General features: G+C 73.1%; 16 protein-coding genes and 1 pseudogene. 11 read left to right on the top strand and 6 right to left on the bottom strand.

Features of this window, described 5'->3' with window-relative positions; all coding sequences use genetic code 11:
* Positions 1–17: 17 nt before the first annotated feature.
* Positions 18–575: a ribosome recycling factor gene (gene frr / locus E4P40_RS14600; RefSeq protein ID WP_135159291.1), complete on the bottom strand. Its 558-nt coding sequence runs from the start codon at positions 573–575 to the stop codon at positions 18–20.
* 72 nt (positions 576–647) lie between these two features.
* Positions 648–1304 (bottom strand): UMP kinase, encoded by a 657-nt coding sequence (gene pyrH / locus E4P40_RS14605; RefSeq protein WP_245160352.1) that lies wholly within the window; start codon positions 1302–1304, stop codon positions 648–650.
* Here pyrH (E4P40_RS14605) and pyrH (E4P40_RS14610) point away from each other — a divergent pair.
* From pyrH (E4P40_RS14610) to E4P40_RS14620, 3 genes and pseudogenes are all read left to right on the top strand, one after another.
* A pseudogene (gene pyrH / locus E4P40_RS14610) lies at positions 1270–1686 on the top strand (UMP kinase); the annotation flags it as partial. The gene pyrH (E4P40_RS14605) and the pseudogene pyrH (E4P40_RS14610) sit on opposite strands and share 35 nt — an antisense overlap.
* 72 nt (positions 1687–1758) lie before the next feature.
* Positions 1759–2316: a ribosome recycling factor gene (frr, locus tag E4P40_RS14615; RefSeq protein ID WP_135159291.1), complete on the top strand. Its 558-nt coding sequence runs from the start codon at positions 1759–1761 to the stop codon at positions 2314–2316.
* Positions 2317–2396: 80 nt separating this feature from the next.
* Positions 2397–3416, top strand: coding sequence for a phosphatidate cytidylyltransferase (locus E4P40_RS14620; protein ID WP_245160351.1), 1020 nt, complete (start codon positions 2397–2399; stop codon positions 3414–3416).
* On the opposite strand, the gene E4P40_RS14625 is transcribed toward E4P40_RS14620, so the two are convergent.
* Positions 3413–4519 (bottom strand): GNAT family N-acetyltransferase, encoded by a 1107-nt coding sequence (locus tag E4P40_RS14625; RefSeq protein ID WP_135159289.1) that lies wholly within the window; start codon positions 4517–4519, stop codon positions 3413–3415. The genes E4P40_RS14620 and E4P40_RS14625 overlap by 4 nt on opposite strands.
* A 27-nt stretch (positions 4520–4546) precedes the next feature.
* On the opposite strand from E4P40_RS14625, the gene E4P40_RS14630 reads away from it, so the two are divergent.
* Positions 4547–5590, top strand: a complete 1044-nt coding sequence (locus E4P40_RS14630; protein ID WP_135159288.1) for a DUF2332 domain-containing protein — start codon at positions 4547–4549, stop codon at positions 5588–5590.
* On the opposite strand, the gene E4P40_RS14635 is transcribed toward E4P40_RS14630, so the two are convergent.
* Complete coding sequence (locus E4P40_RS14635) at positions 5526–6290, bottom strand: UDP-galactose-lipid carrier transferase (protein WP_135159287.1); 765 nt, start codon at positions 6288–6290, stop codon at positions 5526–5528. The two genes, E4P40_RS14630 and E4P40_RS14635, sit on opposite strands and share 65 nt — an antisense overlap.
* Before the next feature lie 181 nt (positions 6291–6471).
* Positions 6472–7128, bottom strand: coding sequence for an RNA methyltransferase (locus E4P40_RS14640; protein WP_135159286.1), 657 nt, complete (start codon positions 7126–7128; stop codon positions 6472–6474).
* A 33-nt stretch (positions 7129–7161) separates the two neighbouring features.
* Here E4P40_RS14640 and rlmN point away from each other — a divergent pair, with 33 nt between their 5' ends.
* Both rlmN and E4P40_RS14650 read left to right on the top strand, forming a co-directional pair.
* Positions 7162–8334, top strand: a complete 1173-nt coding sequence (rlmN, locus tag E4P40_RS14645) for a 23S rRNA (adenine(2503)-C(2))-methyltransferase RlmN (protein ID WP_135159285.1) — start codon at positions 7162–7164, stop codon at positions 8332–8334.
* Complete coding sequence (locus E4P40_RS14650; RefSeq protein ID WP_135159284.1) at positions 8331–9047, top strand: VIT1/CCC1 transporter family protein; 717 nt, start codon at positions 8331–8333, stop codon at positions 9045–9047. The genes rlmN and E4P40_RS14650 overlap by 4 nt, the downstream gene beginning before the upstream one ends.
* 3 nt (positions 9048–9050) lie before the next feature.
* On the opposite strand, the gene E4P40_RS14655 is transcribed toward E4P40_RS14650, so the two are convergent.
* Positions 9051–9338, bottom strand: coding sequence for a DUF2631 domain-containing protein (locus E4P40_RS14655; RefSeq protein ID WP_245160350.1), 288 nt, complete (start codon positions 9336–9338; stop codon positions 9051–9053).
* A gap of 241 nt (positions 9339–9579) precedes the next feature.
* Between E4P40_RS14655 and dxr the strand changes: the two genes are divergently transcribed.
* The 5 genes from dxr to E4P40_RS14680 form a co-directional block, all read left to right on the top strand.
* Entirely contained in the window at positions 9580–10779 is a 1200-nt protein-coding gene (dxr, locus tag E4P40_RS14660; protein ID WP_135159282.1) for a 1-deoxy-D-xylulose-5-phosphate reductoisomerase, read from the top strand.
* Between the two features lie 58 nt (positions 10780–10837).
* Positions 10838–12166 carry a site-2 protease family protein gene (locus E4P40_RS14665; RefSeq protein ID WP_280790619.1) on the top strand — a complete coding sequence of 443 codons (1329 nt, stop codon included), beginning with the start codon at positions 10838–10840 and terminating at the stop codon, positions 12164–12166.
* Between the two features lie 88 nt (positions 12167–12254).
* Complete coding sequence (ispG, locus tag E4P40_RS14670; protein WP_348519647.1) at positions 12255–13391, top strand: flavodoxin-dependent (E)-4-hydroxy-3-methylbut-2-enyl-diphosphate synthase; 1137 nt, start codon at positions 12255–12257, stop codon at positions 13389–13391.
* Positions 13392–13408: 17 nt separating this feature from the next.
* Entirely contained in the window at positions 13409–14260 is an 852-nt protein-coding gene (locus E4P40_RS14675) for a DUF4081 domain-containing GNAT family N-acetyltransferase (RefSeq protein ID WP_135159280.1), read from the top strand.
* A gap of 73 nt (positions 14261–14333) precedes the next feature.
* A partial coding sequence (locus E4P40_RS14680) for a penicillin-binding transpeptidase domain-containing protein (RefSeq protein ID WP_135159279.1) occupies positions 14334–15788 on the top strand: 1455 nt, incomplete at its 3' end.

The raw sequence follows: 15788 nt of genomic DNA on the forward strand, positions 1-15788 counted from the left end.
GGACGGGCCGTCGGAGGTCAGACCTCGAGCAGCTCGGTCTCCTTGTTCTTCATGGCCTCGTCGATGCCGTGCACGTGCTGCTCGGTCAGGTGGTCGAGCTCCTTCTCCGCGCGACGCACGTCGTCCTCGCCGGCCTCGCCGTCCTTCGCGATGCGGTCCAGCTCTTCCTTGGCCCGGCGGCGGATGTTGCGGATGGCGATCTTGGCGTCCTCGCCCTTGGCGCGGGCGACCTTCACCAGGTCGCGCCGGCGCTCCTCGGTGAGCTGGGGGAACACCACCCGCAGGACCTGGCCGTCGTTCGTGGGGTTCACGCCGAGGTCGCTGTCCCGGATGGCCTTCTCGATGGCCGACAGCTGGGTCTGGTCGTAGGCCTTGATGACCGCCATGCGCGCCTCGGGCACGGTGATGGAGGCCATCTGCGGGACGGGCGTGGGCGCGCCGTAGTAGTCCACGAGGATCTTGTTGAACATCGAGGGGGCGGCCCGCCCGGTGCGCACCGACCCGAGGTCCTCGCGAGCGACCGACAGGGCCTTGTCCATCCGCTCCTCGGCATCGAGCAGGGTGTCGTCGATCACGGGTCTTCCCTCCATCGGCGGCGGACGTCCGCGTCCGCCGTCATCGTCTTCTCGCTGTCTCCGTCCGGCCGCTCAGGACGGCTGGCTGATCAGCGTCCCGATCCTCTCACCTGCGGTCGCCCGCGCGATGTTGCCGTCGCGCAGGAGGTTGAACACCACGATCGGCATCTGGTTGTCCATGCAGAGGCTGATCGCGGTCGCGTCGGCCACCTTGAGCTGCTTGGCGAGCACCGTCGCGTAGTCCAGGTCGTCGTACATGACGGCGTCGGGGTTGGTGCGGGGGTCGTCGTCGTAGACGCCGTCCACGCCGTTCTTCCCCATCAGCAGCACCTGGCACTCGATCTCCAGGGCGCGCTGGGCGGCGACGGTGTCGGTCGAGAAGTAGGGCATGCCGGCACCGGCGCCGAAGATGACCAGCCGGCCCTTCTCCAGGTGCCGGATGGCCTTGCGCGGGATGTACGGCTCGGCGACCTGGCCCATGGTGATCGCCGACTGCACGCGGGTCTCGAGCCCCGCCTTCTCGCAGAAGTCCTGGAGGGCCAGGCAGTTCATGACCGTGCCGAGCATGCCCATGTAGTCGGCCTTGGTGCGGTCCATGCCGGCCTGGGAGAGTTCGGCACCCCGGAAGAAGTTGCCACCGCCCATGACGACGGCGATCTGCGTGCCCTTGGCGGCGACCTCGGCGAGCTGCTCGGCGATCACCATGGGCCAGGTCGCCGAGCCGTACATCCCGCGCAAGGCCATCCGGCACCTGGAGAAGGGCCGGCTGGTCATCTTCGGCGCCGGTGCCGGCATGCCCTACTTCTCGACCGACACCGTCGCCGCCCAGCGCGCCCTGGAGATCGAGTGCCAGGTGCTGCTGATGGGGAAGAACGGCGTGGACGGCGTCTACGACGACGACCCCCGCACCAACCCCGACGCCGTCATGTACGACGACCTGGACTACGCGACGGTGCTCGCCAAGCAGCTCAAGGTGGCCGACGCGACCGCGATCAGCCTCTGCATGGACAACCAGATGCCGATCGTGGTGTTCAACCTCCTGCGCGACGGCAACATCGCGCGGGCGACCGCAGGTGAGAGGATCGGGACGCTGATCAGCCAGCCGTCCTGAGCGGCCGGACGGAGACAGCGAGAAGACGATGACGGCGGACGCGGACGTCCGCCGCCGATGGAGGGAAGACCCGTGATCGACGACACCCTGCTCGATGCCGAGGAGCGGATGGACAAGGCCCTGTCGGTCGCTCGCGAGGACCTCGGGTCGGTGCGCACCGGGCGGGCCGCCCCCTCGATGTTCAACAAGATCCTCGTGGACTACTACGGCGCGCCCACGCCCGTCCCGCAGATGGCCTCCATCACCGTGCCCGAGGCGCGCATGGCGGTCATCAAGGCCTACGACCAGACCCAGCTGTCGGCCATCGAGAAGGCCATCCGGGACAGCGACCTCGGCGTGAACCCCACGAACGACGGCCAGGTCCTGCGGGTGGTGTTCCCCCAGCTCACCGAGGAGCGCCGGCGCGACCTGGTGAAGGTCGCCCGCGCCAAGGGCGAGGACGCCAAGATCGCCATCCGCAACATCCGCCGCCGGGCCAAGGAAGAGCTGGACCGCATCGCGAAGGACGGCGAGGCCGGCGAGGACGACGTGCGTCGCGCGGAGAAGGAGCTCGACCACCTGACCGAGCAGCACGTGCACGGCATCGACGAGGCCATGAAGAACAAGGAGACCGAGCTGCTCGAGGTCTGACCTCCGACGGCCCGTCCCCGACCATGACGCCTCCTCCCGCCGCCGACCGCCCCCGATCTGCCGATCGGGGGACCGGCCCGGTGCCGCCGCTCGGCGGGCGCCTGGCCCAGGCTCCCGGGCGGTCCGCAGCCGACGGCGACGACACCGGGCCCGTGCCGATCCGCGGCACCCGGCCGGCGCCGCCCTCGGCGCCGCAGCCCGTCGTGGCGCCGCCGGTGGTCGGTGACGACACCCCGACGTCGACGGTCATGGCGACCCCGGACAGCGGACTACCCGTGACGGAGCAGACTCCCGGCCGCGCCGGACGCAACCTGCCCGCTGCCATCGGCGTCGGCGTCGGCCTGGTCGCCGTCATCGTGGCGTCGCTGGTCGTCTGGCGCCCCGCCTTCCTCGCCGTCCTGGTGGCGGCGATCCTCGTCGCCGTCGTGGAGCTCACCGGCGCGCTCAGGGCCGGCCGCTTCCGCCCGCCCCTGATCCCGCTGCTCGTGGGCACGGTGGCCATGGAGGCCCTGGCCTGGACGCGGGGACCCACGGGCCTCGTCGTCGGCTTCCTGATCACCGCGCTCGCCGTCCTCCTGTGGCGGCTGGCCGACGGGCCGGAGGGCTACCTCGACGACGCCGCCTCCGGCGTCCTCGTCGCCCTGTACGTCCCGCTGCTCGCCGGGTTCGCCGTCCTGCTGCTCGTCCCCGAGGACGGCGCCACGCGCGTGCTGGTCTTCATCGCGACGGTGGTCGCCAGCGACGTGGGTGGCTACGCCGCGGGGGTGCTGTTCGGCAAGCACCCCATGGCGCCGTCCATCAGTCCGAAGAAGTCCTGGGAGGGCATGGTCGGCTCGGTGCTGGCCTGCATGCTCGTGGCCAGCCCCTTCTTCCTGCTGGGCCTGGACGGCCCGCCGTGGGGCGGCCTCGTCTTCGGCGCGGCCATCGCCGTCACCGCGACGATCGGCGACCTGGGGGAGTCGCTCATCAAGCGCGATCTCGGCATCAAGGACATGGGCAGCCTGCTGCCGGGGCACGGCGGGATCATGGACCGCCTCGACTCGCTCCTCCCGGCGGCGGCGGTCTCCTACCTGCTGCTCTCGCTCCTCGCGCCCGTCTAGGCCGGCCGGTCGGCCTGCCAGGCCGAGCCGACCGCCTCGAACCCTCGCCGGGCGTACCAGTGCTGCGGCCAGTCGTCGGCCGCGGCCTCGAGGACGACGAGGTCGCACCCCGCCTCCACCGCCAGATCCAGCGCCCGGGCGAGGACGGCGTCGGCGTGCCCGCGGCCCCGTGCGGCCGGTTCGGTGAGCACCGAGTCCACCGCCGCGGTCGCGCCGTCGACCCGGAGCTGACCCGAGGCGACCACCCGGCCGTCCTCCCGGACCACCACGTCGGTGACGGCGACGACCCGGTCGTTGAGGTGTTCGCGGCCGACGAGCTGCGCCACCATGTCGTCCCGCTGCCGCTCGCCGGCCAGCTGCTTCCGCCACGACTGCGCCCAGAAGTCGTGCACCTCGCGCTGGTCGACCACCTCGGCGCGTGTTCCGCCGTCGACCGGACCGGCCGGGCGAGCCATCAGCACCAGCTCCTCGGTCGTCCACCCCCGCGCCGCCAGCTCCGCGGCGGTGCCGGCGGCGTCCGGCCACAGCAGCGTGGCGGTCTGGTGCCGCCACCCCGCGTTCCCGCCGACCTCGTCCGCCGCGGCCTCGATCGTGGCGGCGTCGACCGGCTCGGTCAGCACCAGCCTGTTGTTGTCGCGGGAGTGCGGGAAGTCGGGGTCGAGGACCGCCACGCCGCCGGGGACGTCGCCCACCCCGACCGCCCGACGCAGCGGCAACGACATGAGGAGGGCCAGCGTCCGGCCGAGCGCGTCGCCGGGGGCTGGCAGCACGAACGGCGTGGGCGGCCGGTAGGGGACGACCGCCACCACGGCGCTCACCGGCAGCGGTCCGAACAGGGAAAGGACCCCGTCCTCCTCACCCTTCGCAGGCTCGGGACAAGACCCGGTACGGGACCGAGAAGTCAGCCGGCCGGGATCGACGACCAGCAGGACGAGGTCGCGGCGGCCGGGGAAGAGGGCCTGCGCCGGCAGGTGCACCTGGTCGGGTGCCGATAGGTGGACGAACCCGGCCGAACCCAGCGACGGCGGGCGGACCGCGCCCTCGGTCAACGCCCGCCGCCATCCGGCGGGCTCGATCAGGTGCAGGAGGAGGTCGTCGGGCACGGGGTGATCCTGCTGCACGATGACGGGGTGACCGATCAGGAGCTCGAGCGTCTCGCGCAGGGCTACCGCGCGTTCGTCTCGGAGGCCGCGGTCGAGTCGCCGGTGTACTCCGGGCTGGCCGCCGCGGTGGCCGGCGACCGCGACGTCCTGCGCTTCCTGGCCGGACTCCCGCCGGGACGACGCCAACCCACCCTGCTGTTCGCCGCGCTGCGCTTCCTGGGTGGTGTCCCGGCGGACGGCGCCGCGCTGCACGAGCGGGTGCTGTCGGACTCCCAGCGCCTCGACGCGACCATGCGTGCCCGGGCCACGCAGACGAACGAGCCGGCCCGCTGCGCGGCGCTCCTCCCTGCTCTGGCCACGATCGGCGGGTCGCTCGCCCTCGTCGAGGTCGGCACCTCCGCGGGCCTCTGCCTGTACCCGGACCGCTACAGCTACGAGTACGACGGCCGGCCGGTCGGCCCCCGGCAGGACGTCCACCTCCGGTGCACCACGAGCGGGCCGGTTCCGCTGCCCAGCGGTCTGCCGCAGGTCGTCGCCCGCATCGGGATCGACCTGAACCCGCTCGACGTCACCGATCCCGACGACCGCGCGTGGCTGCGCGCCCTCGTCTGGCCGGGGCCGGTCGAGAGCGAGCGGCTGCAGCGCCTCGACGCGGCGGCCGCCGTCGCCGCACTCGACCCGCCCGTGCTCCTGGCCGGGGACCTCGTCGAGCGGCTGCCCGCCGCGCTCGCGCTCGTGCCGGCCGGCGCCACCCCCGTCGTCCTGCACACGGCCGTGCTGCCGTACGTGCCGGAGGACCGCCGGACGGCGTTCGTCGAGCAGGTGCGCGGCCTGCCGGTGCGCTGGGTCGCCCAGGAGGGGGCCGGGATGGTGCCGGGAACGGGAAGACAGTTCCGCGGCGGGTGGGGTCCGTACTTCGTGCTGTCGATCGACGGGCGGCCGGTCGCGCGAACCGCCCCGCACGGTGGCCGCATCGACTGGCTCGACGAGGGGTCACCCGGGCCCGTCAGGCCAGGGGCGGATCCGGATCGATCCCGCGGGTCTTCAGGGCGGACTCGATCGCCTCGTTGACCGTCCGGACGACGGCCACCCGCGCCCAGCGCTTGTCCTCGCCGGCGATCACGTGCCAGGGCCCGGCGGGGTGGTCGGTGCGCTCGAGCATGTCCTCGACGGCGGCTTCGTAGGCCGGCCGCTTCTCCCGGTTGCGCCAGTCCTCCTCGGTCAGCTTCCAGGCCTTGTACGGGTTCCCCTGGCGCGACTCGAACCGGCGGAGCTGCTCCTCGGGGGACAGGTGCATCCAGAACTTGACCAGGACCGTGCCCTCGGCGGCGAGCGTCGTCTCCAGATCGACGATCTCCTGGTACGCGCGCTGCCACTGGTGCTCCTCGGCGAAACCCTCCACCCGCTCGACGAGCACGCGGCCGTACCAGGTGCGGTCGAGCACGGCCATGCCGCCCCAGCCCGGGAGCACCGGCCAGAACCGCCAGAGGAAGTGGTGCCGCTTCTCGTCGTGGGTGGGCGCGGCGAACTGCGCCACCCGCACGTGCCGGGGGTCCAGCTCGCCGACCAGGCGCTGGATCGCACCGCCCTTGCCGGAGGCGTCCCACCCCTCGAACAGCACGAGCAGCGGCGGCCCGAGCTCTCCGGGGCCGATCTGGCCGCCCAGAAGCAGGCGCAGGTGCACCAGGCGCTCCTGGGCTGCCTTCAGCTGCAGTTTCGCGTCCTTCTTCGACAGGCTGACCGAGAGGTCGACGTCCTGGAGCCGGCTCATGCGCAGAGCCTGACGCGCGGCGGGCCGCCGCGCAGCCCGGGAACTGAGCGGGCGAGGCCCCGGTCACCGACGAGTCAGCACTCGTGGGCCAGCACGATCGCGAAGCCGCCGCCGTCCCCTCGCCGAGTGATGGGTTGTCGTCGCCGCCGCCGGCGTGTCGGCGCGTGTCGGCGACGGCAACTCAACAGTCGGCCGGGGGCTCCCCGTGCTGCCTGATCCAGGCATGCATCGCGATGCCGGCGGCCACCCCGGCGTTGATCGACCGCGTGGAGCCGTACTGGGCGATCGAGAGCACCCCGTCGGCCGCGGCCCGCGCCTCCTCCGACAGCCCGCTGCCCTCCTGGCCGAACAGCAGCACGCAGGCCCTCGGGAGCCCGGCCGTCTCGAGCGGCCGGGCCCCCGGCAGGTTGTCGATCGCCAGCAACGGCAGACCGGCGTCCCGGGCCCAGGCCACGAGCTCCCCCACGTCGGCGTGGTGACGGACGTGCTGGTAGCGGTCGGTCACCATCGCGCCGCGGCGGTTCCAGCGCTTCTTCCCGACGATGTGCACGGCCTCGGCGAGGAAGGCGTTCGCCGTCCGGACGACGGTCCCGATGTTGAGGTCGTGCCGCCAGTTCTCGATGGCGACGTGGAAGGGATGCCGGCGCCGGTCGAGGTCGGCGACGATCGCCGCCACGGTCCAGTAGCGGTAGCAGTCGACGACGTTGCGCCGGTCACCGTGCTCGAGCAGCTCGGGGTCGTAGCGGGGGTCCGCCGGCCACGGACCGGTCCACGGCCCCACCCCCACCGTGTCGAGGACGGCCTCCGGCGGGGTGAGGTCCGTCTCGCCGTCCGTCACCCCGAGGACGCTAGTGGGACCATGGGCGGCGCCATGACTGCCCTCCCGCTCGTCTTCGACGCCCCTCGCCGGGGGATGCCCCGGCGCCACCTCGCCGACCTCACCCGCGAGGAGGCCCGTGCGGCGGTCGCCGAGCTCGGGCACCCGCCCTTCCGCGCCGACCAGCTCGCCCGGCACTTCTACCGCGGCGTCACCGACCCGGCGAAGATGACCGACCTGCCCGCGGCCACCCGCGAGGAGCTCACCGAGGCGCTGCTGCCGGGGCTGCTGACCGTCGTCCGTCACCAGACGGCCGACAACGGGCGCACCCGCAAGACGCTGTGGCGGCTGCACGACGGGGCGCTCGTAGAGAGCGTGCTCATGCGCTACCCGGACCGGGCCACGGTCTGCATCTCCAGCCAGGCCGGCTGCGGCATGGCCTGCCCGTTCTGCGCCACCGGCCAGCAGGGACTGACCCGCAACCTGTCGGCCGCGGAGATCATCGGCCAGGCGGTCGCGGCCGCGGCGGCGATGGCCGACGGCGAGATCGAGGGCGGCCCGGGGCGGCTGTCGAACGTCGTCTTCATGGGGATGGGGGAGCCGCTCGCCAACTACGCGCGGGTCCGCAAGACCCTCGACGCGCTGCTCACCCCGGCCCCGCACGGGCTCGGGCTCTCGCAGCGCTCGGTCACGGTCTCGACGGTCGGGCTGGTGCCGGCGATCCGCCGGCTCACCGAGGAGGGGCGCAACGTCACGCTGGCGGTCAGCCTGCACGCACCGGACGACGAGCTGCGCGACACCCTGGTGCCGATCAACACCCGCTGGAAGGTGGGCGAGGTCGTCGACGCCGCCGACGCCTACGCGAAGAAGACCGGCCGCCGCTACTCGGTCGAGTACGCGCTGATCCGGGACGTCAACGACCAGCCGTTCCGGGCGGACCTGCTCGGCAAGCTGCTCGCCGGCCGGCTCGCGCACGTGAACCTGATCCCGCTGAACCCCACCCCGGGCAGTCCGTGGGACGCCAGCCCACTGCCGGCACAGCGGGAGTTCGTCGCGCGGCTTCGGGCGGCCGGCGTGGCGACGACGGTGCGCGACACCCGCGGCCAGGACATCGACGGCGCCTGCGGCCAGCTCGCGGCGGCCGACAGCATCAGCGTCCCGAGCGTGGCCGTGCCCACCCCGACGGCCGAGCCGACGATGGAGCTGGGCGCCGAGGGCGACGAGTGAATCCGGCTCCTGCGGACGCCGAGGCGCACGAGCACTCCCACGCCGACGTCTCCGGTGGGTGGCTGCGCGCCGCCGTGTTCGGGGCGATGGACGGCCTGGTCACGAACACCGCGCTCGTCGCCGGTGTCGGCGGAGGCGGCGCGGCGCCGCGCGCCATCGTGCTCGCCGGCGTCGCCAGCCTGGTGGCGGGCGCCATCTCGATGGCCCTCGGTGAGTACACGTCGGTGAAGACGCAGAACGAGCAGCTCGACCTCGAGGTGGCGAAGGAACGGGCCGAGCTCGAGCGCAACCCCGAGGGTGAGCTGGCGGAACTCGTGCAGATGTTGCGCGTGCGGGGGGTCGAGGAGGACCTGGCCAGGGACGTCGCCGTCCAGCTGTCGCAGAACCCGGAGACCGCGCTGCGGCTGCACGTCGTCGCCGAGCTGGGTCTCAACCCGGAGGACAAGCCCTCACCGCGGGTCGCCGCGGTGTCGTCGTTCCTGACCTTCGGGACCGGCGCGCTCGTGCCGCTGCTGCCCTACCTGCTGGGCTTCTCGGCGCTCTGGGCGGCGCTGCTGTGCGGCGGCCTCGGGCTGGTGGTCGCCGGCGCGCTGTCGTCCCGCTTCACGCCGCGCCCGTGGTGGTACGCGGGGCTGCGCCAGCTCCTGTTCGGGGCGGCCGCCGCGGGGATCACCTACCTGATCGGATCGGCGATCGGCACCACCGTCTCTTGACGGTCAGTGACTGCGCCAGGCGTTCTTCCGCCGGAACCGGTCCCACACGAGGATCAGGATCATCAGGGCGACGGTGCCGATGAGCCAGATGTCCTCCATGCGGCCCTCGTGGTTGCCCACGAGGTAGGCCGCCGTGAAGAGGATGGGGATGATGGCCAGGCGGCGTCCCCACTTGCCCATCTCGCCGTGCCAGCCCCACTCCTCGGGACGCTCGTGCTCGACCGGGTGCTCGCCGACGCGGACGAGCCCCTCCTCGCGTCCCGGCTGGTTGACCCGCTGCGTATCGCTCACGCGCTGCATTCTGGCAGGACGACGGCCGCACCACCTCGTGAGGTGGCGCCGCGCCGGCATCTGGCGTGTTCGGGGAGGATGCGGGCGTGAGCGGACAGGGACGTGAGCATCGCAGCGAGGCGGCCGCCGACAGGGAGGGAGCATCGCAGCGAGGAACGAGCGAGGAGCGGACCGACCGCGGAGGCGGTCCGGACCACGGAGCGAGGAGCGCAGCTGCCCGCGGGAGGGAACCGGAGTCATCGTGAGTTCCCCCCGTGAGGTCACCCTGCTCGGCTCGACCGGGTCCATCGGCCGGCAGGCGATCGCCGTCGCGCAGCAGAACCCGGAGCGGTTGCGGGTCACCGGGCTCGCCGCCGGTGGAGGAGACGTCGCCCTGCTGGCCGAGCAGGCGCTGGCCCTCGGGGTGCGCACGGTCGCGGTCGCCCGGGCCACTGCCGCGCAGGACCTGCAGTTGGCGTTCTACGCCGCCGCCTCCCAGCGCGGCTGGGCCAAGGGCGAGTACTCCCTGCCGGAGATCCTGGCCGGGCCGCGGGCGGCCGAGGAGCTCGCGGCCCGCCCCGCCGACGTCGTCCTCAACGGGATCACCGGCTCCATCGGCCTGCGTCCCACCCTGTCGGCCCTCGCGGCCGGCCGCACCGTCGCCCTGGCCAACAAGGAGTCGCTCATCGCCGGCGGCGACCTGGTCACCGCGGCGGCCGCACCGGGGCAGCTCGTGCCCGTGGACTCCGAGCACTCCGCTCTCGCGCAGTGCCTGCGGGGAGGCGCCCGCGGCGAGGTGGCGCGGCTGGTCCTGACCGCCAGCGGCGGCCCGTTCCGCGGCCGGCCCGCCGACGAGCTCGCCGGCGTCTCGGTGGCCGACGCTCTCGCGCACCCGACCTGGAACATGGGTCCGGTCGTCACGATCAATTCGGCGACCCTGGTCAACAAGGGGCTGGAGCTCATCGAGGCGCACCTGCTCTTCGACGTCCCGTACGCCGAGATCGACGTCGTGGTGCACCCGCAGTCGATCGTGCACTCGATGGTGACCTTCGCCGACGGCGCGACCATCGCCCAGGCCAGCCCCCCGGACATGCGGCTCCCCATCGCGCTCGCCCTCGCCTGGCCCGACCGGCTCCCGGACGTGCAGCCGGCCCTGGACTGGTCGGAGGCGAGCACCTGGGAGTTCCTGCCGCTGGACGAGGTCGCGTTCCCGGCGGTCCGGCTGGCACGGTCGGCCGGGGAGGCCGGCGGCGTGCTCCCCGCGGTCTACAACGCCTCCAACGAGGAGGCGGTCGCCGCGTTCGTGGCGGGTCGCCTGTCGTTCCGGGGCATCGTGGACGTCGTCGCGCGTACCCTCGACGACGCGCCGGACCTCGGCGTCCCCACCGGCGTCGAGGACGTGCTGGCGGCGGAGAAGTGGGCCCGCGAGCACGCCAGGGGCGTGATAGGGCGGAGCTCGTGACGGAGGGGCTGAACTGAGCGGCATCCTGCTGACCGTCCTCGGCGTCGTCGCCTTCGCGATCGGCCTGCTCTTCTCGATCGGCTTCCACGAGCTGGGCCACTTCTACTGGGCGCGCCGCTTCGGCATGCGCGTGCCGCAGTTCATGGTCGGCTTCGGCCCCACGATCTTCTCCCGCCATCGCGGCGAGACCGAGTACGGCATCAAGGCGATCCCGCTCGGCGGCTACATCCGCATCGTCGGGATGATCCCGCCGGCCGAGGAGGGGGAGAGCAAGCGCGCCACCCGGATGCGCAGCTTCATCGCCGAGGTCCGCGGTCAGGCGCTCAACGACGTCCGGCCCGGGGACGAGGGCCGCGTCTTCTACGCCAAGCCGTGGTGGCAGCGCGTCATCGTCATGTTCGCCGGGCCGTTCCACAACCTGGTCCTGGCGGTCGTGTTCTTCACGATCACCCTCACCGTCGTGGGCACCACCGTCCTCAGCACGCAGATCAGCACGGTGCCGGCCTGCGTCCTGCCGGCCGGAGCCGAGACCGCGGGTCAGGACGACGCCTGCTCCGTCCCGATCACCCCGGAGGGCCGGACCTGCGAGGCCGGTGAGAGCGGCTGCACCCTGCCCCAGCGCAGCCCGGCGGCCGAGGCGGGCCTGCGCCCGGGCGACACGATCGTCGCCATCGACGGCGCACCCGTCGACCCCACGGCCTACGACAGCTGGACGACGGTGCAGGACACCATCCGCAGCAGTCCCGGGGTGCCGCTGGACCTCACCCTCGAACGGGACGGCGAGCGGCGCGAGGTGACGGTCACCCCGATCCCGAACACGGTGCTCGTCGAGCCGGGCAGCGCCGAGACGACGACGGCCGGCTACCTCGGGGTCAGCCCGGTGGACACCCTCGCCCGGCAGGACGTGAGCGCGCTCCCCGGCTACTTCGGCATGATCGTGTCGAACTCGGTCCAGCGCCTCATCGAGATCCCGCAGCGGGTGCCGCAGCTCTTCCGGGCGGCGTTCCTCGGCGAGGAGCGCGACAAGAACGGACCCATCGGCGTCGTCGGCGTCGGCCGGATCTCCGGCGAGGCCTTCGCCCTCCCGGCGTCCCAGCTCAGCGGCATGGAGAAGCTGAGCTTCTTCCTCAGCATGCTGGCCAGCGTCAACCTGGTGCTGTTCCTGTTCAACCTGCTGCCGATCTACCCGCTGGACGGCGGGCACGTCGCCGGGGCGCTGTACGAGAAGGCCCGGTCCACGGTGGCGCGGCTGCGCGGCCGCCCCGACCCGGGCCCCTTCGACATCGCGCGCCTGATGCCGGTGGCCTACCTGGTAGCGGGCGTCTTCCTGGCGCTGTCGGCACTGCTCTTCATCGCCGACATCGTCAACCCGATCACGCTGGGCTAGCGGCGCCGTACAGCTCACAGCCACGTCGACGGCGCGTTCTGCTGATCAGGGGATACTGGCTGTCATGGCGATCCCCGTCGGTCTCGGCATGCCGGCTGCACCCCCTCCCGTCCTCGCTCCGCGCCGCAAGACCCGTCAGCTCGACGTCGGGGGCGTGGGCGTGGGCAGCGACTTCCCGGTCAGCGTGCAGTCGATGTGCACCACGAAGACCGCCGACATCAACGCGACGCTGCAGCAGATCGCCGAGCTGACCGCGTCCGGGTGCCAGATCGTCCGGGTCGCCGTGCCCGACACCGACGACGCCGAGGCGCTGCCGATCATCGCCAAGAAGTCGCAGATCCCGGTCATCGCCGACATCCACTTCCAGCCGCGGTACGTCTTCGCCGCGATCGAGGCCGGCTGCGCCGCCGTCCGGGTGAACCCGGGCAACATCAAGAAGTTCGACGACAAGGTGGGCGAGATCGCCCGGGCCGCGAAGTCCGCGGGCACCCCGATCCGCATCGGCGTGAACGCCGGGTCGCTCGACAAGCGGCTGCTGGCCAAGTACGGCAAGGCCACGCCCGAGGCGCTGGTGGAGTCCGCGCTTTGGGAGTGCTCGCTGTTCGAGGAGCACGACTTCCGCGACATCAAGATCTCGGTCAAGCACAACGACCCGGTGATCATGGTCCGCGCCTACGAGCTGCTCGCGGAGCAGTGCGACTACCCGCTCCACCTCGGCGTCACCGAGGCCGGCCCGGCGTTCCAGGGCACGATCAAGTCCGCCGTCGCCTTCGGGGCCCTGCTCTCGCGCGGGATCGGCGACACCATCCGCGTCTCCCTCTCCGCGCCGCCCGTGGAGGAGGTCAAGGTCGGCACCCAGATCCTGGAGTCGCTGAACCTCCGCCAGCGCGGCCTCGAGATCGTCAGCTGCCCCTCGTGCGGCCGGGCGCAGGTGGACGTCTACAAGCTGGCCGACGAGGTGACCGCGGGCCTCGAGGGCATGGAGGTGCCACTGCGCGTCGCGGTCATGGGCTGCGTCGTCAACGGTCCCGGCGAGGCCCGCGAGGCCGACCTCGGCGTCGCCTCGGGCAACGGCAAGGGACAGATCTTCGTGCGCGGCGAGGTGATCAAGACGGTGCCGGAGTCCCAGATCGTCGAGACCCTCATCGAAGAAGCCATGCGGATCGCGGCCGAGCAGGGCGACGCGGGGGTCCCCGCCGGACCGCCCGTGGTCAGCGTCAGCTGAACCGCCCCACCCCGACCGTGCTCCGTGCGCCCGCCGCCCGCGTCCTGGACGACGCGGACGAGCCCGCCGTCCACAGGTTGCTCGCCACCGACCCCATCGGCGCCTGCGTGCTGGCCGGGCGCGTCGAGGCGGCGGGCACCGCGGCGTCCTCCCTGGGCGCGCCGCTGTGGGGTTTCGGCGCAGGGCGCGAGCTCGACGCGGTCTGCCTGGCCGGCGCCAACCTGATCCCCTTCACGGCACCGGGCGCCGAGCGGGCCGCCGCTGCCGCCTTCGCCGAGCGGGCCCGCCGCTCCGGCCGCCGCTGCTCGACGATCGTCGGTCCCGCCGCCGCGGTCGCCCCGCTGTGGCAGCTGCTCGCCCCGCACTGGGGCCCGGCCCGCGACCACCGGCCGAACCAGCCGCTGATGGCCATCGACGGGCCGCCGGCCGTCGCCGCCGAGCCGCGGGTCCGCCCGGTGCGCCCGTCCGAGCTGGAGACGCTCCTGCCGGCGGCGGTCGCCATGTTCACCGAGGAGGTCGGCGTCAGCCCGCTCCGCGTGGACGGTGGCGCCGGCTACCGGGCCCGCGTCGCCGAGCTCGTGCGCGCCGGTCAGTCCCTGGCCTGGATCGAGCGCGGTGAGGTGCTCTTCAAAGCGGAGATCGGTGCGGTGTCCCGCGCCGCGTGCCAGGTGCAGGGGGTGTGGGTGGCGCCGTCCCACCGGGGACGGGGGATCGGCACCGCCGGCACGGCCGCGGTCGTCGAGTACGCCCGCAGCGCGATCGCGCCGGTCGTCAGCCTCTACGTCAACGACTTCAACGGCCCCGCCCGCGGTGCCTACCGCCGCGTCGGGTTCCGGGAGGTCGGGCAGTACGCCAGCGTGCTGTTCTGAGGTTCCGGCACCGGCGTGACACGCTGTCGGCGTGCGGATCCGACGAGGCCCGGCCCTCGCCACAGCGATGCTGATGACCGTTTCCGTCCTCGGCGCCTGCTCCGGCAGCTCCGAGGACGACGTGCGCTCGGCGGCCGAGACGTTCCTGGGCGCCTGGGCGGACGGCGACACCGACGCGGCCGCCCGGGCGACGACCGACCCCGACGCGGCGACCGCCCTGCTGGAGCAGACGGCGACGGACCTGCCCGACGCCACCCTGACGCCGGAGCTGGGCGAGGTCACCGTCGAGGACGGCACCGCGACCGTCGACTGGACCGCCACCTGGGACCTCGCCGCCGCCCCCGAGTGGACCTACGACGCCACCCTGCGCCTGGAGGAGGGCGACGAGGAGTGGCAGGTCGTCACCGAGCCCACCGTGGTGCACCCGGAGCTGGCTGAGGGCCAGCGTCTCGAGCTGGCCCGCAGCCTGCCCGAGCGGGCGGCCATCACCGATTTCTCCGGCGCGCCGCTGTTCGCGCCGACCGAGGTGGTCAACGTCGGTGTCGACACGGCCCAGGTCACCGATCTGCCGGGGCTCGCCGCCGCGCTGTCGGCGGCCACCGGGATCGCGGCCGAGGAGATCGTCGCCGACGTCGAGGCGGCACCGGCGGGGCAGTTCGTCCCCGTCATCACGCTCCGGCGGCCGGACTTCGAGCGCATCCGTGCCCAGGTCTTCGACCTGCCCGGTGCGGTGTTCCCGACCGACACGCGACTGCTGGCACCGTCGGCCCGGTTCGCCTCGGCCCTGCTGGGACGGGTGGGACCGGCGACCGCCGAGATCATCGAGGAGACCCAGGACGACGGGTCCTCGCGGTACGCCGACGGGGACCAGCTCGGGCTGTCGGGTCTGCAGCGCGCATTCCAGGAGCAGCTCACCGGCACCCCCGGCTTCACCGTGACGGTCGTCAGCACCGACGAGAACACCGCCGACGCGGGCCTCGAGGTGGCCGCCGTGGAGCCGGAGCCGGGCACTCCGGTGCAGACGCCGCTGGTGCCCGCCGTCCAGAACGCCGCCGACGCCGCCGCCGCGGGCCAGCAGCTGCCCACGCACGTGGTCGTGGTCCGGCCCGGCACCGGCGAGATCCTCGCCGTGTCCTCCAACGAGGCGGCCGACGCCGGCAACGCCCTGAACGGCCAGTTCCCGCCCGGCTCGAGCATGAAGATCATCACCGCGACGGCGCTCCTGTCGACCGGGACGGTCACGCCCGACAGCTCCGTGGCCTGCCCGGGGACGACGACCGTCGAGGGCCGCGAGTTCGAGAACCAGGACCAGTTCGACCTCGGCACCGTCCCCTTCACCGAGGCCTTCGCGCAGTCGTGCAACACGACCTTCATCCAGCAGGCCCTCGAACTGCCCGGCCCCGCCCTGTCCGACGCCGCGCGGTCCTACGGCGTCGGCACCGACTGGGAGCTCCCGGTCGGCCTGTTCGGCGGCAGCGTGCCGACCGACAGCACGGGGACGACCAAGGCGGCGAACGCGATCGGCCAG

Source organism: Blastococcus sp. CT_GayMR20 (assembly GCF_004570345.1).

Bases quoted from the DNA above. Each gene is read 5' to 3' on its own strand.
- pyrH (WP_245160352.1), bottom strand. From the start codon at position 1,304: ATGTACGGCTCGGCGACCTGGCCCATGGTGATCGCCGAGCAGCTCGCC.
- E4P40_RS14635 (WP_135159287.1), bottom strand. From the start codon at position 6,290: ATGAGCCGGCTCCAGGACGTCGACCTCTCGGTCAGCCTGTCGAAGAAG.
- rlmN (WP_135159285.1), top strand. From the start codon at position 7,162: ATGACTGCCCTCCCGCTCGTCTTCGACGCCCCTCGCCGGGGGATGCCC.
- ispG (WP_348519647.1), top strand. From the start codon at position 12,255: ATGCCGGCTGCACCCCCTCCCGTCCTCGCTCCGCGCCGCAAGACCCGT.